This is a genomic window from Legionella pneumophila subsp. pneumophila str. Philadelphia 1, from assembly GCF_000008485.1.
Classification (GTDB): domain Bacteria; phylum Pseudomonadota; class Gammaproteobacteria; order Legionellales; family Legionellaceae; genus Legionella; species Legionella pneumophila.
Window position 1 is genome coordinate 2,804,248 of record NC_002942.5, and the last position, 19,509, is coordinate 2,823,756.

The window sequence follows — 19,509 nt, forward strand, 5'->3', positions numbered from 1 at the left end:
TCAGAGTCATTATGTTAATTTATCAAGGTAAAGAAATAGTTCGATTTAAAGAAAAAACGGGGGGTAAAAATAAAAGCGACGTCGATGGTTTTTATAAAGACAATGATGGCGGGAAATTTTTTATAAAAAAACCAGGTGACCCTCGTGAACTATTCACGGAATTATTTGCCGGTTTGTTATTAAAAGAATTCATGAAGCGAGGGTTGATTGATGAAAGTTATTTTCCATCATTGATTTGCGCGGATGTCATTCAATTTGAAGACAAGTCCTATGGGCTCATCCAACCACTGGTTTCATTTGATGAATTACATAAAGTGATTGGAACGAGCTCTGGTGATGGCAAAGATCGTAATACACTAAAGGAAACCCTTTTTGGGCCAGGTTATTATGCTGGTATTACGAAACAAAATAAATACTTTGGCCTTTCTATGGCCCTTATGTTTTCTTTATTGTTGGGAGCCCATAGTGTACATAGTGGCAACATCGTTGTACTCAACGGAGAGGAAAAAGAAAAAAGCAAACAATTTGGCCGAATAGATTGGGGAGACGCATTCCGTTATTTCGCTCATCCTAACAATAATGACAATCTCCTTTATGCTTATGAAAACAGAGGTTGGTTTAATTATAAATCACTAACTAAAGATTATTTCCTCAACTATAAGAAGATCAACGGGCTCTTCCCTGCGATGGCTGAAAAAGCTCGACAATTGCAATCCAAACTCAATCCTGAATTACTTGTTAAAATAGTAACCAGCGCACTCAAAAATATTCCAGCTGATCTGATAGATGAAAAAACCAAAATCCAACTTGCCGCATACATGTGTATGGATTCATTTAAAGAGGCGACATTTGGCACTGAGGGTAATTGCAAAGATTTTGCCATTGCCATGGCCACATTATTAGAAAATCGTTTAGGAAAAATTGCTGTTCTTAAAGATATGTCCCCATTGAGCAATCCTGAAGAGCTATATCAAAGTATTTTGGAATTAAAACCCTTGACGCTTCTTATGACCTCTTCAACCTCTTTTTCAGAAACCATAAATCAATGGGCAGACATCTTAAAAACTACAGACATGGAAAAATTTTCGTTTGATAGTAATCCAATCAACCTACTGGAATTAGTCAAACAATTTAATCTTTACGTTGATGAACTAGCCATCACGTGTGAAGCCAATAATGTCTGGGCAAAAGAAAGAATAGACAGCACCCCTAATCTGTTTGCTCTCTACGATAATAGCGGTGGTGAAGCGATTCACGGACATGCCTTTGTTCCTTACTACAAAGAAAGCATTGTATTGCGCCGCCTATTTACAGTAGACCCTAATACTTTCAACTTATCTCGTTTTGCTGCTTTTGAAGGACCATGCCAACTCTATTGCAAGGAACATAAAGACTCTGCCTGGGTTAAAATCCAAACCTTACTGACTTTAGGTAATGGAATTATTAATACGCTAAAAATAATCAAACAGGCTCAAGCATTCGGAATAGATGAGGCAGTTACAGAGAATTTAAAAGCATTGAAAGAACAATTCATTGCTTTTCAACTTGCGGAAGCTGATATAAAGGAATCATTAAAAGCACCTTCTTTTGCAGAGCCCTTGCCTAATAAGGAAAGTGAGTTTTTTTATCCCATTGATGAAAAAGCATTAGCTAAAATGAATGGATATCAACTTGCAACGATTTGTCTGGAAGAACTAAATAGCCCTAAACCGTCGCCTTTAATTGAAAGAATTCTCAGTAATAAAAAATTTTGGAAACGTATTAACTCTGCTTTTGAAAGTGGTGTATTTAAAGGCCGCACAGATGATCCCGCCGGTAAAATAGCTAAAATCCGTGAATGGCATCAATTATTACAGATTTCTGGTAAAAAAACTGCTGGACAAATTGATGAGCTGCAAAAGATAGTAATTTCTCTTCAATCAAAAATTAAAAGGCAAACGATTGAATTTGAGGAGTTAGAAGCGACTTTAATCCAAATAAAAGAAAAATATCAGTTACTGGAGAAAATGGCTGAGCAAAGCGAACATGAGAAATCTTCCGCCCAATCCATTATTCGCTCTCTGAATTTAGAACTGAGTCAGCTTAAATTACAACTGCAAGAGCAAGAAAAATTACAGTTCCAGTTAAAAGAACTCAAAGAGAAAATACATGAACAAACTACTCTATCCAAGCGATTAGGAGAAGAGCTGCAAACGCAAAAGAAAACCAACACGCACCAGGAAGAAACCATTCAAAGAATCACCAAAGAAAAATCATTGGCCGATTCTTCCCTTGAGTCGCTTCGAAAAGAACTGCATGAATTGGCAAAAAAAGAACGCTCTCTTCATAAAACGCTCGAAGAAAAACAATTACAAGTACAACAGTTAGAAGAGCAATTAGCAGAGAAAGAAAAGGAAAATCTAGCCCTGAAAAAAGCTGACAAACAAAGTCAACATGAAAAATCCCTGGATAAATCCGCTATTGAATCTCTAACCTCAGAGCTTAATCAGCTTAAACTAGAACTGCAAAAACAAGAAACATTACAATTGCAGTTAAAATCTTTAAGAAAACAAATTCAAGAGCAAACATTAGTTGTAGAGGGCTTAAAAGAGGAGTTACAAAAACAAAAGAAAAGCAACACACACCAGGAAGAAACTATTGAAAGAATTACTAAAGAAAAATCATTAGCTGATTCTGCTCTTGAATCACTTCGAAAAGAGATGTATGAATTAACTCGAAAAAACGAAGAAAATCAACTTAAATTAACAAAACAAGTCCACTCTCTTAGCGAACAACTTGAAGAGAAACAATTACAAATTAGAGAATTTGAGAAGCAATTACAAGAAAAAGAAAAACGAGTTGAGCAAAGTGAGAAAGGTAAAGCTTCAGCAAAACGAACTGTGGCTTCACTTAGAGAGCAAGTAAGCAATTTAAAATTGCAATTACAGCAACTTGGAGAGGTAATTCAGGAAAAAGAAAAAGGCTCCTCTTTGATAAGCCAGCAATCCAAACAAATTATTGCTCTTCAAGAGATTATAGAAGATCAAAAAAGACAATTGGAAGAATTGAAAATAAAAATTCAGGAACTTGTATCTGCAAATCAAGAGCTTGGAAAACAAAATCAAAGTTTGAGCAAGGAAAATTTACATAATAAGAATACAGTTGAAGATCTTAAGAAAAAATTGAATGAATTAAATGTTCAATTGGAACAATTGCATCAATCTTCAAATGAAAAAGAACAAACCATTAGAAAATTGAGAGAAGAACTCATTAAGAAAGATTCTTCGCTCAAACAAAATGAGGAAATGCAATTAGCCCAAAAACATCTGCAAGAGGAAATTGATCGTCTACAAAAAGAAATTAAACAACAACAATTAAATACAAATCAATTAGAATCTATAATTGCTCAAAGTAAAGAGGCTGAAAAACGCTATCAGCAAGCTTTACAACAGAAAAAGGGAATTTACTTTGCGCGAATGGAAAGAGTGTCTCCTATTTATTTGCAAATACAGCAAATTGAACAAAAGGCCAAAGAATTGGAGGAAAGAAGGGAAACAGAAGCATCAACAGCGGCAAAGACACTCGCAACAAAACTTCGTTTAGAGATAAAAAATTATCTCGACAATAATGAGTCCGATGAAAAAAGTGCCTTAAACTCATTCAAAATAAATGCCAAACGGCATATTGAAAACTCGAAGGAAACGCTAAATCAACATCGTGAAGAATGGAAGTACCTGTTAGCCAATGTTACTTTAGGGGTATTCTTGCTTGGAATCGGTTATCTCGCCGCTATTTTGATTAACAAAGCAACTACTGGCAATTATACCTTTTTCAGCCAAACTAACAGCGGGAAAAAATTGGACGCGTTGGAAAAAGCGATTTCCTCCACTCACTCCGAAACATTAGTTTATGGATAATCTTCTCTTTTTGGCATAGGTTGGCTTAAATTCATCCTATGCCAATAATAAAGACACTTGAGCATAATAAGTTGGACACAGAGGCAAAGAATCGTTCCAATTGGCAAATCAGCCATTCTCTTTTACCGGGTTAAATCAAATTGTGCCAAGGGAAAATAATTACTTCCTTCTTTATCGGGCCTACTTTCGATTAAATAAAATTTATTAATCGGAACTGGTGGAATGATAGGAAATTTTATTTGCAACAACTGCTGAAGTTTTGGGCTGAAATTCACCACTCTACCTACAGTCAAATGCCCTCTAAAAGGACGTTTTTCTAAGGGATACTTTAAACTGTCCATCACCTGACCAATCATTCGAGACCAATCCCTAAGTCTGTCTTGAGGATCTACAGTTAATGAAATAAGTCTTGGATTTTTGGGAGAAGGGAACCACTCTAAAACACCGAATTCCAAATCAAATTGCTTTATATGGTTAAGTTCATTACTTACTCTTTCAATCAAGACCTGAATATGTTTTGTTTCCAGTCTCTGTAAAAATTGCAAGGTGATATGCAAATGCATTGGCTTTGTCCACCTTATGGAGTGAACTGGTGCCATTTGCCTCAATGGCTCCAAATTACTCCGGATATTTTCCTGGATCGCTGGTGGTAGTGAAATAGCAAAAAAAGCACGTATAGCGTTCATAATATGAGTTGCCTATTGGAAAAATATTGCAATCCACAAAATAAATTCCGAAAAACAAACGCTTTTTCCAAATTAATTATCAAGATCACTACTGTTTTTAAATTTTTTGCTGCCTGTCAACGACCCCGATTAATGGCCTCCAGGCAAGCTATTCATTCATCAGCATTGATGTCAAATATTGTTACTTTTTGAATGCATTAAGTAAGTATAACCCATCCTACTATAATTGTAAGATAGAGGATAAAAACAGGACCAATACCCATGCATGCCATGATCATGGAAAAGCCTGGATGTGAATTGCAATATCAGGAAGTCAATAAACCAAATCCAAATGAAAATGAACTTTTAATTAAAGTATCAGCTTGTGGGATTTGTAGAACTGACTTGCATGTTGTCGATGGTGAGTTGAAAAATCCCAAGACTCCCCTTATTCCAGGCCACCAAATTGTAGGAACTGTTGAGCAGGTTGGATCCGCTGTTAAGAAATTTGCAATTGGACAGCGAGTTGGAGTCCCTTGGCTAGGTGGAAGTTGCGGGATCTGTAATTTTTGCACCTCTGGCCGAGAAAATTTGTGTGATCAAGCCTGCTTTACCGGGTATCAAATAGATGGTGGTTTCGCTGAGTTCTGTGTAGCAAATTACCATTTTTGCTTTCCTATTCCCGATGGATACCCGGATCATCAGGCAGCACCATTATTTTGTGCTGGTTTAATTGGATATCGTGCCTTGCTAAAGGCTGGTGACGCAACTCATTTAGGTCTATATGGATTTGGAGCGGCCGCACATATACTGATTCAAGTGGCTTGCCAAAAAGGAATAAAAATTTATGCATTTACAAGCCCAGGCGATCAGGAAACTCAAAGATTTGCATACCGATTAGGTGCTGTCTGGGCCGGGGATTCTACGCAATCACCACCTCATCTTCTTGATGCAGCAATCATTTTTGCACCCGTTGGTGCATTAGTGCCTCAGGCTCTTAGCCATACTGTAAAAGGAGGTACTGTGGTTTGTGCTGGTATACATATGTCGGATATTCCCAGCTTCCCTTATGAAATACTATGGGGTGAACGCACTGTATGTTCAATTGCCAATCTAACTCGCAAAGATGGAGAAGAGTTCCTGTCTCTAGCCCCTAAAATCCCAGTTAAGACAAAAGTTCAAACCTATCCCCTTACCGAAGTTAATCGAGCACTGGATGATTTAAGACATGGCAGGTATAGAGGAGCCGGGGTTATTGTTATGAAATAAGGCTATAATTATCAAAAGCTATTACAACAAATTCAAATCATCAAGGAAGTAACTCGCCTCGCTCAAAATTGGTTTAAGCAACATTTAGAAAGAATAAAATAAATACAAAAATAACAATATAAAGTCATTGTGAAATGAATTTAAAACAATTGAAAATATTTTATCTAGCAACTATATTTACATTGATAAGCTGGTGAATATTACTTTCGGTGTTTTTAACAACTAACTGATACGTCAATTTATGGAATAAGGAGGTGACATCATGGGCAGCTTAAGAAAACATCAACCAGGTAAAACAACTGATCTTCTGATGAGTCCGTTTTTAAGACTTCAGCAAGAGGTCAATCATGCTATGAGTGATTTTTATAATTTATTTGACCCTCAAAGAAGTGCCAATCTTGAGCAATTCGAGCATATTTCTCTTACTCCGTCTTTGGATATCGTTGAAGATAAAGATAATTTCAAAATTGAAGTAGAAATGCCTGGTATGGGTGAAGAAGATATTAAAGTATCTTTTTGTGAAAACAGATTAACCATTGAAGGAGAGAAAACCACTTCTAAAAAAGATGAAAATAAAAATTATATCAGTCGTGAAATTAGTTATGGGCGATATGAACGCACCATTTCCTTACCTCTATCTGCGGATGTGGATAAAGCGACTGCCTCTTTTAAAAAGGGTATGTTATGGATCACAATACCTAAAAAAACTGAAGCCAAGGAAAATGTAAAAACAATTAAAATTGAAAAAGCAAAATAATTAATTCAGTCAGGGTCAGGCTCCAAAGCGATGGAGTCAGCCCCATTCTTATTTTTTGGCTCTACTTTCCCAAATGGTAGTTAATAACATAAGAATTATGCCTATGAGAGCGCCTGTCACTGACCCAATACCCGGGTGAATTTAAACTTCCTATGACAGCGCCTAAAATAATTCCAATGGATATTTCAATACTAATCCATAATTATTGTAAAATTTGAATAAAATTGTTCATTATTAGCTTGAATGATCATTATTATAATAAAAAGATAAACTGACACTCTTTTGCAAAACCTAAATTAAAAATTAGTTTCATTGATCCTGATTCTTTTTATGATAATTTAATTGAAATAATCCATCGCTCTCTCAAATGACTATGAAATTTCCTTTTCAAATAATCGATTTAACACACTCTGTTTCACCTGAATCCCCTGGTTGGGATCTGGATTGTGGATTTACCCATAGTAATTTTATTGATTATGAAGACTGTACATCGGAAATCAAATTCAGAGTTCAGCAAATACACTCACCCTTGGGGATTGGAACCCATATGGATGCTCCGGCCCATTGTATTACAGGGGCCGCCTCTATTACTGATCTCGATCTGCACCGTAATTACCTGCTCACACAAAGTGTGCTGATTAATGTTAGTCATCAAACGGATGAACATTATCAAATTACAAAACAGGATATTCTGGATTTCGAAGCCAGATATGGGAGGTTAAAAAAGAATGTGTTTGTGCTTTTTTATACTGGTTGGGATAAACATTGGCCTAATCCTGACAAATATCGCAACAATTTGGTTTTTCCAAGCATTAGTGCTCACGCAGCCCAACTATTGCTTGAAAGAAATATTGCTGGCATTGGCATAGACACGCTTTCTCCTGATACCGCAGACTCAGGTTATCCTGTGCATCAACTGTTATTACAAGCAGGTAAATATATTATTGAAAACGTTGCCAATGCACATTCCCTGCCACCCATTGGCGCCTGGACCCTTGCTTTACCATGGAAAATAATCAATGCTACGGAGTCACCAGTCCAATTGATTGGACTGGTATGATAATGCATAGTTCATTGATTAATACTAATTATTACAATACGTTACTCCTTTTAATTAACCCTTATATTGAAAAATTGCCAGGGATCAGATAAGTCCACTTCTTCAGGATAAAGTTCCCCTCTATTTTTTAAAGGGGTCCAATCCGTGTAATAGCCGCCGACTTTTCCAAGATACGGTTTGGCAATATCAATAATATATTGGTGATCAACTTCCTCTGGTTCTACGATACCCTCATCAGGATGCTCTATTGCCCAGATTATTCCTGAAATCATACTGGCGACAACTTGTAAACTGGTTGCATTATTATAAGGGGCAATTTGCCTTGCTTCCTGGATAGAAAGAGTTGAACCATACCAATACGCCCCTCTTTGATTACCCATCAACAACACACCCAATTCATCACATCCATCAATGATTTCGTTTAAAATCAGGCGATTCTTGTTTTGTGGTTTCCATTCATTACTTTTTAATTCGAAAATGGAGAGCCTGGCATCTGGACAAGGATTATAGGCGTAGTGAACTGTTGGCCTATACAATAATTCAGATCCATTTTTTAATGTTAAAAAATTGGTAAGTGAAATAGTTTCTGCATGAGTAATTAAAAAACCGTGAAAAGCACCCAGTGTTGGCGTCCATGAACGCACCATTACACCGGCACTAGGGCGAGACAGATAGATCGCGCATTGTGGTCCATTACTATGAGAATAAGCGTCATGGGGCCAATGAGCTTCATGTGTCCCCCACCCGATTTCAGCAGGTTGCAGTCCTTCCAAAATCAGACCATTAGCGGACCAGGTATTAACGAACTCGCCTGGTGATTTTGGAGGATAGGTAACTTGAGAGTCTTGCTCTGCAACATGGATTACTTTAATTCCCAAAGTCATGGCGAGATTAGCCCATTCTGCTGCATTTTTAGGTCTGTTAATAGTAAGGCCATTATCTTTTGCAATATTCAACAAGGCCTCTTTAATAAAATGTGAAACAAGACCCGGATTAGCCCCGTGAGTAATTAAGGCTGTTTTTTGAGTTTTATCCTTTAAGCGAAGGACTTCTTCACGCAAAGAATAATTGGTTCGGCGATTAAGCGCCATCTTCTCCATAACAAATTCTTCTTTCCACGGCTCAGTTGCAGCATTAATATACAATGCTCCTTTTTGATTACATAGTATAATCAAAGCAAGACTTGATATACCGATTGACACATCAATTAAAAAATCGTTTTCTTCCAAAGTACTACCAATCACTTCAAGATAATTTTGGGGAGTAATTTGTTGTAACTTGAATGAAACTCCGTATTGTTGAGCAACATCGACCTTTGTCCCTTCTGCGGCAATGATTGTCACTTGCGATGGTTTGATATCAAATTTCTCAAAGATTAAAGGCATTAATGCCTGACCAACGCAACCAAATCCTAATATGACAAAACGATTTTTAAACAAGATTTTTTTTGTATTATGATTCTTATCCATGATGAATCCTTAACTTCCCGGCCCAGTTTAATTTGAATTTTTAATACTCAACAACTATTCAACAATGATCATACCCAACAGACATCAAAAACTTTCATATGGCATACTAATATTGTAGTAGCTATGTTGAATTCAGACAGCCTGTTGAGTAAAAAATTAGACACATCAACTCCCTGCTTGATTTTTAAAGTATGTAGTAAAATTGCATCCTGCCACTCTATTCCTGGCTTTGAATAAATCAATTAAAATGGCAGCCAGAATGTTACTGGAAAATCACATGATCCATATTGCGCTTTATCAACCAGAAATTCCACCGAACACGGGCAATATTATTCGACTCTGCGCCAATACTGGAGCTCAACTGCATTTGATTCATCCATTAGGCTTTACTTTGGAAGATAAACAAATGCGACGAGCCGGTCTTGACTATCATCAATGGGCCTCAATATTGCATTATGAGAATTGGCAAACATTCTTGCAGTCTCATTCACAACGACGATTATTTTGCTGTAGCGCAAAAGGAAAAGTGAAGTATAGTGACGTCGATTATAAGGCAGATGACATCTTATTATTTGGACCCGAATCTTGCGGCTTACCTCAACAAATACTGAACCAATACTCAACAATACGGATTCCCATGAGAGAAAATAATCGTAGTCTCAACTTATCAAATGCTGTAGCAATCATATTGTACGAAGCATGGAGGCAAATGGATTTTAACATGTAAGCATTAACTTGGTAATCCACCTGATAGCGATTACAGCAATGGAAGGAACAGGTTATGCAAGCAGTACTCTAATATAAACAGGACTTACGAAAAACCACAAGGCCGAGGCAAAAATATTTTTTAACAAAGAGATTGGGGAGGGCGTAAGTCTTTATTCCTTATAAAGAGGAAACTCCAGCATCCTCAATAGCATCTTCATAAATCAAAACAAGGGCGGCGCCCTGGTGAACCTCCAAACTAATTTCTGCTGTTTGTGTTCGATTGAAACAGGAATTTTTTCCAGGAAAAGAAAGGTGTGAGTGCTTTAACTCCCACTTCAAACCCTCAGAAGACAGGACAACCTCAGGGATACCTATTAACGAGATTTTAGTCTGGACAGGTAAAATAAAATTAACCCTCAACTTTTCATTGACAACAAAACCTTTGAGGGGAGGCGAATATAAAAGGCAGTTTGTATCCATAAAAATGTTGATGTTATTCAGAATATGATCCAAATACCCACCATTTATCCCTACAACGATAGCAGGCAATAGATCATGAGTTTGTAAATAATGCATAGCCTTTTGATAATCCGTACTCCCTTGATCTGGTAAATGAAGAAAAGAATGGTTTTCCAACAAAGCAGGCTGAATAGAATCCAGATCTCCAGTAATTAAGTCAGGAAAGACACCAAGGTTACATAACACATTAGCGGCACCATCAGCTGCAATGACCGGCAGCTTTCTTTTATGAAAAAAGGAAGGATCGGGCAAATCACCATTAAGACATAAAATAGAACGATAGTCTTTAAAGTTAATTACATCGAGCATCATAACGTCTTTTTAATAAAATCAGCAGAAAACTCACTATCAAACCCACTACATTGGAACTCGTTACAAAAAATGAGTTTGTGCTGCTTCCATAAATGATCCAGGCCAGCGAACAAACTAGATAATTCACTAACATCATCATGGAAAGATCTTCAGTTGATTTGGTTTTTAAGGATTTAACGATTTGCGGTAAAAGTCCAATAAACGAGGTAATAAAAGCAACTATTCCAGAAAAAATAACAATTGACACATTTTCCTCCGCTCAGACTAATGAGATCAGGTTCAAAGGGTTGGGTGATCCTCTCAGCCAACTTATCAATTGGCACCCCTAATGCTGGACTTATATTTTATCACGAAATGAGCAGACCGCAATTTAATAGCAACAAAATACTCCTTTCTTTTTTTATCAGTTTATGATTAATTGATAATCCTTTAGTTCAAAAAAGGAATTAAGCTCCTCAAATAACTCTCAAATCGGTATTTGACAATAACTCATACAGCAGCTGGAGGAATCACTATGACATTAGAACTTATTCGAAATGGAGAGACAGATACCAATGATTATGAGGAACACCTGGATTCTTTTGGATACGAAACATTAGAAAAATCCTTGAAAGAAGATGCCAAGTCGATATGCCAATTCTTTTGTAATGAAGAGCTGGTTTTACAAGGTTTAAAAAAATTGGTGACACAATTTTATCAGTTTAACCAGCCTGAGAAAAAAACATTAATGCAATTTTTTGATGGCTGGGGAAGTAAAAATCATTTTAACCAGGGGACTACATCAAATGAAAAGATACCTTTTGAAACCAGTCGCAATTTTCATTTCCCTAATCACACTCCAGTTTTATGCGGCGAATTAACCGCTGATTTATTCAATAATGTTCTTCTAAAACAGGGTTATTTATCTGCCGATATTGGAGCAGGGCCAAAGCATGGCAAATGGGCACACTCCATTCAATTTTTTCTTTTGGAAGAAGCAAGAAAAGCTGGACAATTAAACCTTCATGCCAATAATGTCTGCGAATTTATTAAAAAAATCTCACAAATTCACGGTCAATACGAATCATTGAGTTTATGGAGCATTCTCTTTGATTCATTTGACGAAACCTTTACCTGCCCTAATCTAATTACTCAAACTTTGACATCACAATGGGATAATTCGAAAGAAGCTCAATTTCTAGCAGACAGACTAAATAGTTTCCAAAAAAAATTTGAAAAAGCCGCATCTACTGAAAATAATTACAATGCGTATGCGAATAAAAAGTATCTGAGCAAAATTGATAAAGCGAACTATGTCAAATACAAAGACAAATGCGCAATACTGTGGTTTGCGCCACAGGATAAAAAAACTATCCCAAAACCTTCCAGCCAAGAAGAATTGAAACAAAATCAATTAAGCTTTTTAAATTAAGCTTATTATAAGAGGATATGACTTTATATCGATAAACTTAAATAAAACATCCCTGGCTTGGATAGCAACTCTTTATCAAAGCAAAAAATTGTTTTAAATCGAAATATTTTCAGAAAAAACTATAGATGCTCACACAAAATCTCAATCTATTTTTATTATAAAAACGAATTTAATTCAATAAATCAGTTTATATAAACTCCTTCACTAGAAAACATTTTTCGCCTTGACCTTGGAGTTTTTCCTAAGTCCTATTATATTTAATAGTATAATATTTAATCTATTTTGGATTAAATAAACCAGGGAAAACGCGATCATGAGCAAATTCCTCGTATTTATTGGATCAATATTATTTTTTTCTTCCGTTTTAGCTGGAGATATCCCAGAAGTAGACATACAAGATCAACAGTCGGATCAGGAATTATGCGCCCAAAAATTTTATAATCAATGCATCAACAAGTGCGAAAAAACAAATTATGGCGACTGTACTCAAGCCTGTGAGGAAAATGCTAAAAATCAATGTCTTTACGCAGGTGAATAAGAATGGTTTGCATTGAGGCAATTAAATTAAATCCTATAAATTTTAATAATGAAAATATTAACTCATTAAAAATAAACTGTATTTCCTCATTTCATGTTATAAATAAAACATTGCATCTGGAATTTTAAAATGCTCCATAATACTAAAATAAACAAACTCGCTGTCTTTTGTGGATCTAACACTGGTTATTCTGAAGTCTATAAACAATCAGCTGAAAACATGGCCGATGTCCTAAGCAGTAATGGTATTACCCTGGTTTATGGTGGCTCAAAAAGCGGTTTGATGGGAATAATAGCCAATCGCATGTTAAAAAATGGCTCTAATGTCATTGGTGTTATACCAAAATCTCTGGTTGACACAGAAAAAGCACATGATGGGTTGACGGAATTACATGTTGTTAATTCTATGTATGAAAGAAAAATATTGATGTGTAAATTGTCGGACGGGTTCATTCTGCTGCCAGGTGGGTCAGGTTCTCTGGATGAGTTTTTTGAAATGTTTACCCTGGTACAATTAGGATACCATAAAAAACCTTGCTGTGTACTCAATGCCTCTGGTTACTATGATTACCTTTTGCAATTTTTAGACTATGCTGTTAATCAAGGTTTTTTACGCTCAAAGGATCGAAACGCGCTCATTGTCAATCAATATCCAGATACGCTCATTGAGAATTTATTTGAAGTAATCAATAATCGCAAATAACAATTTAGGAAAATTAATAACATAACAAGGAGTTAACCAATGCCAAAAAAACTGCTCATCGCTGCTTTATTATGCAATATTTTTTGTAACCCCAGCCATCTCTATGCCTCATCAACAGAAATACCCATACTTGGGAAAACCATGACCCAGGCTAAACAACAACAAATGACTCCCAAGCAGGCATTGCAACGTTTAAAAGACGGTAATCAACGCTTCCTCAGTAATCAACCTTTAGCACGAGATTATCTAAAACAAGCCAAACAATCAGCTTATGGCCAATATCCTTTTGCGGTCATCTTGAATTGTATGGACTCGCGCAGTGTTCCTGAATTCTTTTTTGATCAAGGATTGGCAGACCTGTTTACCTTACGTGTTGCTGGCAATGTTCTCAACGATGACATTTTAGGAAGTATGGAATTTGCAACAAAAGTAGTGGGAGCACGTTTGGTAGTTGTCCTGGCTCACACCTCCTGTGGGGCTGTTGCAGGAGCATGCAAAGATGTTAAATTAGGGCATTTGACTGATGTTATAAATAAAATCCAGCCTGTTGTAAAACCCAGCATGGAAAGCACGGGCATTGATAATTGCTCTGACCCCAAACTGATTGATGACATGGCTAAAGCCAATGCTCTGCATGTTGTAAAAAATATACTAGAGCAAAGCCCCATTTTAAATGAACTAGTTAAGAATAAACAAATTGGGATTGTAGCGGGTCTTCATGATATTAAAACAGGTAAGGTGACTTTTTTTGAAGAAAAGCGATCTGTCCCAGAGTAAAGCATGTTGGCAGTTGCCAACTTGCTTTAATATTTCCTTTCAAATGCAAGCTGAATTTGGTTACAATCGCATAATTTTTGGTGAATGACTTTTTATATGCCTAAATCACATAATTCCATTATATTTCTTGGTTTGCTTTCTGCGTTTTCTTTGCTTACATTTGATCTTTATCAACCATCACTGCCTTTCATAACGAATTATTTTAATATTACCCCAAGTATGGGGCAATTAACCCTAAGTATTTATTTGCTAGTTTATGGTATCACGCATCTTCTATGGGGACCACTTATAGACCATTTTGGGCGCCGGCGCCTACTTCCCGGAAACCTTTTATTAGCCTTAATTGGCAGTTTAATGTGTGCTTTTGCACCGAATATCACCATGCTTATTTGCGGTCGTGCCCTACAAGGATTCGCTTTATGCTGCGCCAATCTCATTGCCTATTCCGCAGCACGTGATTTTGAAGACACGATTGTTCGCGCCAAAGTGCTGTCCTATATTTCCATGACCGTTTCAGTTTCACCGATTATAGCCCCGGTAATTGGTGCTCTTATCTTTCATCATTTTGGCTGGCAAGCCAATTTTATAGTCATGGCAATCGTTGCCTGTATTCTATTGATACAAACCAAACTCTCCTTGCTAGAGTCCCCTTTCTGGACTCCTCCCCAGGAGAGGTTCTCGGTAAAAAAAATACTCCAGGAATATAAGTCCATACTCAATATACCCTCTCTATGGTGCGCATCATTTATTTTAATGTTTGGCATTTCTGCTGTCATGCTCACTGTAATTAATTCCTCTTACCTTATCATCGAGGTACTGAATTACTCTCCACTTGCCTATGGACTTATTTTTATTCTGAATGGTTTAAATATTATTTTTGGAAACTATCTGGGCATTTGGCTTCGTGACCGATTACCCATTATCACCACCATCTATTTGGGGAACTGGTTCATTGTCCTTGGTGGTACAGCGATGTTGGTTACTTCCAAATTGTTTGGATTTAGTCTGTTAGCATTGTCATTTTCATTAATTGCCAACTTGGGAATTAGTGTCAGTGCCGCTCCAACTATCTCCATCGCCCTAACGGATTTTAAGCAAAATGCAGGAATAGTTATGGCTTTTATGAATACCATACGTTTAATCGGCCCCTCTCTTTTAACTATTCTAACCGGCTATTTGTTGACAAGGAATCTTGACGCGCTTCCACTGGGATTAATAGGCTCAGGAATTGGAGCCCTCTTTTTCTCATGGCATTTTAGCCGATTGACCACTGAATCGAGAAACTCAGACATGGATAGCGAAGAAGCGTTGACCTAACAGTCTGTTAACTTCCCCATATTGGATATAAAATTTTTTATATAATTCTCCTGAAACACAGAGCCACACATTGGTTCTGTGAAGGTAAAGCAAAACATGAGTTGCTCATTAAGAGTAAGAACATTGAGCAAAACAGGTATGTCTGCATTTTGCCGGGATGTACAAAAATAGCTTTTTTTCCATTTCAAATGACTATATTGAGTATTAAAAGGTAACAAACCAATATTGGTTACGGTCACTCCCATTGAAAAGCGATCCCTATGACCTTCCCATGATGACAGAGCATCAATAATATCCTGCTTACTATGATGAACTGGAAATATAGCGTCACCGGGCAATCGCTCTTGTTTTAACTGATGATCATAATCCCTGGCCAGCTCTATAATATCTGATTCTATACTGACTTGTTTATGATATGTAGTCACCACAGACACATAGCATCCAAAATAGTCCACCGGAATCACAGGTATACACCATTTCCTTAAATTAACAGGGGTGTGTAGTGTTTTATCTTAAGGTTGATCGAGAACTTTTGTTAATGTCATTAGGGACAGCGCATTAATTAATGCATTCAGAGAAAAGTTGTGATTTTTACTAAAAGCCAGAAGCACTCCGGTTTGTTTCACTCTAACAGGATAATAATGATTTTTTGTTATTCGCTCGCCAGGAGGGACATAATTCTGGTAATAAATCGGAGTAGGCAAAAATGTAGGAGGCAGAGAAGATTTTTGCCTTTTTTGTGTTGCACCAGTTCCTCAACAGGAGGATAGAGAGGTAAGGATGGATTTGAATCACTTTTATGGTAAATTCTAAAGAGAGTATGGAAAAAATAGGCTACCGAGACGCCATCTCCAATATTATGTCCTGCGATTAACAGGATTTCATGAGAATTACCGTGTTGGTCATAAATAAGAATGGTTCGCCATTGACATAGCTCTTCCCAATAGCCTAGTTTTCTGGATAGCGGTTTCATAGATTTTCTCCCGAAGCCCTGGTCATGATTCTGGAAAGTTCCTTTTACAGAGAGCAATTTCCATACTACAGGACATATACCAGCTTAATTACTTTTGATGGATCTAACCCATATTACTGCTCTAAATTATAAATAATTGCTTTTTTCAAGTTCTATTTATGCAATTAAGTCAAAAAAACTCATAATTTTATCAACATATTATCATCTTGCTATTCCTGATTATATTTTGCAATTATACCTCTTAATGTTCATTTAATAATCTTAATGTAAGATATTCACCATGACAAAAATTTTACTAAAGTAATTTATGACTAAAATATACTTATTAACTGCACCTTTTGATGAAGAAGCAAAAACAGGTGATGGGCAATACGCGGCCTCTTTAGAATTGGGTTTTGCTGAAAATTACGAACATATCCCCTGTAAATGGTTAAAAAAAGACAAAGGTGATTACAGCATCCCATTCCCAACAGGAACCACTTCTATACCGGAAGAAACGATACCAAGCGCAATAGTATTACAGCCAGTTGCTAACGAAAATACAGTAATAAGCGGTTATAAATTAAAAGATACTGTTTCATCTCCAGAAAAAGCACAAGAAGTAAATAACAAAACGGTCAGTCCCAGAACACCAAAAATTATTGTAAAGCATGATAATAGCCTGCAATCACTTACAATAATGGATATTTACTCTCAAAAACCTATCCAATTTGATGAGTCAAAAGTTGATGAAATAATTCACTCTTTAGAAACCAAAAAAGTAAACCTGGAAAAAGCTATAGAAGATAATAACGCTGAGCTGAGTAAAATTAAGAAACAAAAATCCAAATTAGCGTATTTGACTAGATTATATAAGGAAAACAAAGAGAATATTCAAGATTATTGCACCTTAAATGAATATATTGAGGCTCATTTATTTAATCCTAAATTTTTAAGCAGACATGAGAAAGCACTCAATAATTTTAAGGCACTTAAAAGCCAATTTACTGGCCCTGTCAATTTAAAAGAACTGGAAAAATTAACAGATAAACTGACTGGAATTAAAGAGTACAGCTACGATTTCCATAGTAACAGTTTACCCTATGATTTAGAGCACGATAAAAGTTTCAGAAATTTTTATGATTTTGATGGATTAAAAGAATCTATTGAAAGCATTATCAAGGAATTAGAGGTGCTTAACAGCATTCGTCAGGCTGTATCAGACAAGTACCCCAATAGCTTTAAAGCGCTAAATGAAACAGAAGAGCACGACGATAAATTAAAATTTATCAATATTATTTTCAACGATGGATTTAGCACCACTTATGACCAACAAACCTTTATCAAGGCCTTATCAGCTCTTGATATTGAAAAGGCAATTGACGCTTATACAAATGTTAAAAACAAACTGGAAAACACTCAGGATATTATCGCCAATAAAGAGGGGTGTAGAAATAAGTTAATTTCAGAATTACAAACTTTAATTGCAAATAAACAAGAACCTTACCTCTCTGCAAATGAAAAGCTTGGCGGTTTTTACAGTAAAAGAAAACTCTCCGCAAGTGAAGGATTTCATTTAGCCTATCAGGCAAACCGACGTGACCCGATAAAACCTGAAGTGATTGAAAACATTATTACCAAAATGAAACCCATTGATGAGGATACTCATCTTGATATTCATATTCGTCCACCAGATTGCGGGGTCTTTATTACTCCAGAAGACATCAAAAAATTTCAAGAGGCAGGTATTAAAGTCAATATCACAATCCATGAATATAAACAGAACTACACTCGACGTTATTTACAACAATATACTCATGATTTAATGCGCCAGGCAAACAGTGTGCAATTCTTTAATGCAGAAGATAGAGAAAATGCTATTATTGCCGCTACTTATGGTGATTGTGATAAGCGCAATACAACTGAACCGACTGGTGTTGCAAAAAAAATAAGAGAAGTCGGGGAAGATTTTGACTTAGATAAATACCCGGTTCAAAAATATGATTTAAAAGGAAAATCAGGATTAACCGTTGCATCACAAAAATTAAGTACTGAACCGGATCATCCATTGGATGTAGTAGCCAAGGCCCCTAATATCTTATCTTTTGGTACGATTCGTCCTGGCAAAGGGTTTGAAGAAGCGTTAAAGCTGGCTCAATTGATCAAAGATAACTCCCTTTCTATTCATGAAAAAATAAAACGGGTACCTATTGTAAAACTGGCAGGTGACCCACAAGACAAAGCTTTAATGAAACAAATAGTTGTTGAAAGATTTGGTAAAACAGCGGTCAAAACTTATCAAAAAACTCATCCCTATGATAATCGATTCAATAATAGTCAGCGCAGAGATTATTGGAAAAATTTGGTTAGGGAGTTAAATGCAAAAGTTAAAGAAGAAGTCGCTGTTCTTAATAATCCTTACATCGAAATATATCCTTGGTGTGAGCCGCATGAATTGCTGGATTTAAAGCAAAACTGTAAATACGTTTGTCGAATGGATGACATGGGCATGAGAAACAATGGCTCAGCAATTATCAGTGTATTAGACGTTGGAGTCGTTTATACTAAATTTGGTTCTGTTACAGACGATATTTTTATTAAAGGCGGTAAATACGGCAATGCCGTTGATATTGGAGAATATCGTTATGGGAAATACAGTCTGTTAAAAAAGGAAAAGGAATTTAAAGAACAGCATGAGGAAGAACCACTACCTAAGTGGCTAATCAAAAATCCAGACTCTGCTTATAAGCGACAATCAGAATCGAGAGATCCAAAGGATATTTTAGACTCCATTGTTGCAAGAGAAGAAAATCAATTAATATGTGATAATATAGAAGATTCCGATAATTATCGGACAGTAGTCGAAGCACAAAAGTTATTAAAAGAGCGCTTTACACTCAAAAATGCTGTAGATCATTTATTAGAGAATATAGGACTCGGCCATTTAATTGCTCAAGAAGAGGTCGATGAATTATTTGAGACAGTTGATCCAGTGCAAGCACAAATAGATAATTTAGACATTCTTTCTGATATTAAAACACCACGTCTGTGTTTATCACGCTCTTGCCCTGAGCTAGGTTTTTTCGGCTCACGTCGTGGTGACTTGGAGGCTAAACAAGAAAATAATAAACTTAAAGAATCGATACTGGTATTTTGA

17 protein-coding genes and 1 riboswitch are annotated in these 19,509 nt (G+C 36.3%); of the genes, 11 read left to right on the forward strand and 6 right to left on the reverse strand.

Annotated elements, in window-relative coordinates:
- Positions 1-11 precede the first annotated feature (11 nt).
- Positions 12-3,896: a Dot/Icm T4SS GTPase-activating effector LepB gene (lepB, locus tag LPG_RS12555; protein WP_010948192.1), complete on the forward strand. Its 3,885-nt coding sequence runs from the start codon at positions 12-14 to the stop codon at positions 3,894-3,896.
- Between the two features lie 122 nt (positions 3,897-4,018).
- On the opposite strand, the gene thpR is transcribed toward lepB, so the two are convergent.
- Positions 4,019-4,582: an RNA 2',3'-cyclic phosphodiesterase gene (gene thpR / locus LPG_RS12560; RefSeq protein ID WP_010948193.1), complete on the reverse strand. Its 564-nt coding sequence runs from the start codon at positions 4,580-4,582 to the stop codon at positions 4,019-4,021.
- A gap of 261 nt (positions 4,583-4,843) precedes the next feature.
- On the opposite strand from thpR, the gene LPG_RS12565 reads away from it, so the two are divergent.
- The 3 genes from LPG_RS12565 (at position 4,844) to LPG_RS12575 (ending at position 7,647) form a co-directional block, all read left to right on the forward strand.
- Positions 4,844-5,830 (forward strand): zinc-dependent alcohol dehydrogenase family protein, encoded by a 987-nt coding sequence (locus LPG_RS12565; RefSeq protein WP_010948194.1) that lies wholly within the window; start codon positions 4,844-4,846, stop codon positions 5,828-5,830.
- A gap of 262 nt (positions 5,831-6,092) precedes the next feature.
- Complete coding sequence (locus tag LPG_RS12570; protein WP_010948195.1) at positions 6,093-6,587, forward strand: Hsp20/alpha crystallin family protein; 495 nt, start codon at positions 6,093-6,095, stop codon at positions 6,585-6,587.
- A 367-nt stretch (positions 6,588-6,954) separates the two neighbouring features.
- Positions 6,955-7,647 carry a cyclase family protein gene (locus LPG_RS12575; protein WP_010948196.1) on the forward strand — a complete coding sequence of 231 codons (693 nt, stop codon included), beginning with the start codon at positions 6,955-6,957 and terminating at the stop codon, positions 7,645-7,647.
- A gap of 50 nt (positions 7,648-7,697) precedes the next feature.
- Here the strand turns inward: LPG_RS12575 and LPG_RS12580 are convergent, their stop codons facing one another.
- Positions 7,698-9,116, reverse strand: a complete 1,419-nt coding sequence (locus LPG_RS12580; protein ID WP_010948197.1) for a homospermidine synthase — start codon at positions 9,114-9,116, stop codon at positions 7,698-7,700.
- Positions 9,117-9,393: 277 nt separating this feature from the next.
- On the opposite strand from LPG_RS12580, the gene trmL reads away from it, so the two are divergent.
- The gene (trmL, locus tag LPG_RS12585; protein WP_015444055.1) at positions 9,394-9,843 is read left to right on the forward strand and encodes a tRNA (uridine(34)/cytosine(34)/5-carboxymethylaminomethyluridine(34)-2'-O)-methyltransferase TrmL; all 450 of its coding nucleotides are present in this window, start codon (positions 9,394-9,396) and stop codon (positions 9,841-9,843) included.
- Positions 9,844-10,001: 158 nt separating this feature from the next.
- Here the strand turns inward: trmL and LPG_RS12590 are convergent, their stop codons facing one another.
- Together LPG_RS12590 and LPG_RS12595 are read right to left on the reverse strand one after the other, a co-directional pair.
- On the reverse strand, positions 10,002-10,652 hold the full coding sequence (locus LPG_RS12590) for a thiamine diphosphokinase (protein WP_015444054.1): 651 nt from the start codon (positions 10,650-10,652) through the stop codon (positions 10,002-10,004).
- On the reverse strand, positions 10,636-10,902 hold the full coding sequence (locus tag LPG_RS12595; protein WP_011947416.1) for a SemiSWEET family sugar transporter: 267 nt from the start codon (positions 10,900-10,902) through the stop codon (positions 10,636-10,638). Before LPG_RS12595 ends, LPG_RS12590 begins: the two co-directional genes overlap by 17 nt.
- A riboswitch (TPP riboswitch) is annotated at positions 10,889-10,992 on the reverse strand. (Overlaps the previous gene by 14 nt.)
- 141 nt (positions 10,993-11,133) lie before the next feature.
- Here LPG_RS12595 and mavJ point away from each other — a divergent pair.
- The 5 genes from mavJ (at position 11,134) to LPG_RS12620 (ending at position 15,400) form a co-directional block, all read left to right on the forward strand.
- Positions 11,134-12,066, forward strand: coding sequence for a Dot/Icm T4SS effector MavJ (gene mavJ / locus LPG_RS12600; protein ID WP_010948200.1), 933 nt, complete (start codon positions 11,134-11,136; stop codon positions 12,064-12,066).
- Between the two features lie 313 nt (positions 12,067-12,379).
- Positions 12,380-12,604 (forward strand): hypothetical protein, encoded by a 225-nt coding sequence (locus tag LPG_RS12605; protein WP_011947421.1) that lies wholly within the window; start codon positions 12,380-12,382, stop codon positions 12,602-12,604.
- Between the two features lie 129 nt (positions 12,605-12,733).
- A complete protein-coding gene (locus LPG_RS12610) occupies positions 12,734-13,306 on the forward strand; it encodes a TIGR00730 family Rossman fold protein (protein WP_010948201.1) in 573 nt (190 codons plus the stop codon).
- A 39-nt stretch (positions 13,307-13,345) separates the two neighbouring features.
- Positions 13,346-14,083 carry a carbonic anhydrase gene (locus tag LPG_RS12615; RefSeq protein ID WP_010948202.1) on the forward strand — a complete coding sequence of 246 codons (738 nt, stop codon included), beginning with the start codon at positions 13,346-13,348 and terminating at the stop codon, positions 14,081-14,083.
- 96 nt (positions 14,084-14,179) lie between these two features.
- Positions 14,180-15,400, forward strand: coding sequence for a multidrug effflux MFS transporter (locus LPG_RS12620; RefSeq protein WP_015444051.1), 1,221 nt, complete (start codon positions 14,180-14,182; stop codon positions 15,398-15,400).
- On the opposite strand, the gene LPG_RS15390 is transcribed toward LPG_RS12620, so the two are convergent.
- Positions 15,397-15,825, reverse strand: coding sequence for a malonyl CoA-ACP transacylase (locus LPG_RS15390; RefSeq protein ID WP_223804316.1), 429 nt, complete (start codon positions 15,823-15,825; stop codon positions 15,397-15,399). The genes LPG_RS12620 and LPG_RS15390 overlap by 4 nt on opposite strands.
- Positions 15,826-16,052: 227 nt before the next feature.
- On the reverse strand, positions 16,053-16,373 hold the full coding sequence (locus tag LPG_RS12630; protein WP_010948205.1) for a hypothetical protein: 321 nt from the start codon (positions 16,371-16,373) through the stop codon (positions 16,053-16,055).
- A 307-nt stretch (positions 16,374-16,680) separates the two neighbouring features.
- Here LPG_RS12630 and ceg32 point away from each other — a divergent pair, with 307 nt between their 5' ends.
- The gene (ceg32, locus tag LPG_RS12635) at positions 16,681-19,509 is read left to right on the forward strand and encodes a Dot/Icm T4SS effector Ceg32/SidI (protein WP_010948206.1); all 2,829 of its coding nucleotides are present in this window, start codon (positions 16,681-16,683) and stop codon (positions 19,507-19,509) included.

Excerpts from the sequence above, each read along its gene's own strand:
- lepB (WP_010948192.1), top strand. The coding sequence starts at position 12 with ATGTTAATTTATCAAGGTAAAGAAATAGTTCGATTTAAAGAAAAAACG.
- thpR (WP_010948193.1), bottom strand. The coding sequence starts at position 4,582 with ATGAACGCTATACGTGCTTTTTTTGCTATTTCACTACCACCAGCGATC.
- LPG_RS12565 (WP_010948194.1), top strand. The coding sequence starts at position 4,844 with ATGCATGCCATGATCATGGAAAAGCCTGGATGTGAATTGCAATATCAG.
- LPG_RS12570 (WP_010948195.1), top strand. The coding sequence starts at position 6,093 with ATGGGCAGCTTAAGAAAACATCAACCAGGTAAAACAACTGATCTTCTG.
- LPG_RS12575 (WP_010948196.1), top strand. The coding sequence starts at position 6,955 with ATGACTATGAAATTTCCTTTTCAAATAATCGATTTAACACACTCTGTT.
- LPG_RS12580 (WP_010948197.1), bottom strand. The coding sequence starts at position 9,116 with ATGGATAAGAATCATAATACAAAAAAAATCTTGTTTAAAAATCGTTTT.
- trmL (WP_015444055.1), top strand. The coding sequence starts at position 9,394 with ATGATCCATATTGCGCTTTATCAACCAGAAATTCCACCGAACACGGGC.
- LPG_RS12590 (WP_015444054.1), bottom strand. The coding sequence starts at position 10,652 with ATGCTCGATGTAATTAACTTTAAAGACTATCGTTCTATTTTATGTCTT.
- LPG_RS12605 (WP_011947421.1), top strand. The coding sequence starts at position 12,380 with ATGAGCAAATTCCTCGTATTTATTGGATCAATATTATTTTTTTCTTCC.
- LPG_RS12610 (WP_010948201.1), top strand. The coding sequence starts at position 12,734 with ATGCTCCATAATACTAAAATAAACAAACTCGCTGTCTTTTGTGGATCT.
- LPG_RS12615 (WP_010948202.1), top strand. The coding sequence starts at position 13,346 with ATGCCAAAAAAACTGCTCATCGCTGCTTTATTATGCAATATTTTTTGT.
- LPG_RS12620 (WP_015444051.1), top strand. The coding sequence starts at position 14,180 with ATGCCTAAATCACATAATTCCATTATATTTCTTGGTTTGCTTTCTGCG.
- LPG_RS12630 (WP_010948205.1), bottom strand. The coding sequence starts at position 16,373 with ATGAAACCGCTATCCAGAAAACTAGGCTATTGGGAAGAGCTATGTCAA.
- ceg32 (WP_010948206.1), top strand. The coding sequence starts at position 16,681 with ATGACTAAAATATACTTATTAACTGCACCTTTTGATGAAGAAGCAAAA.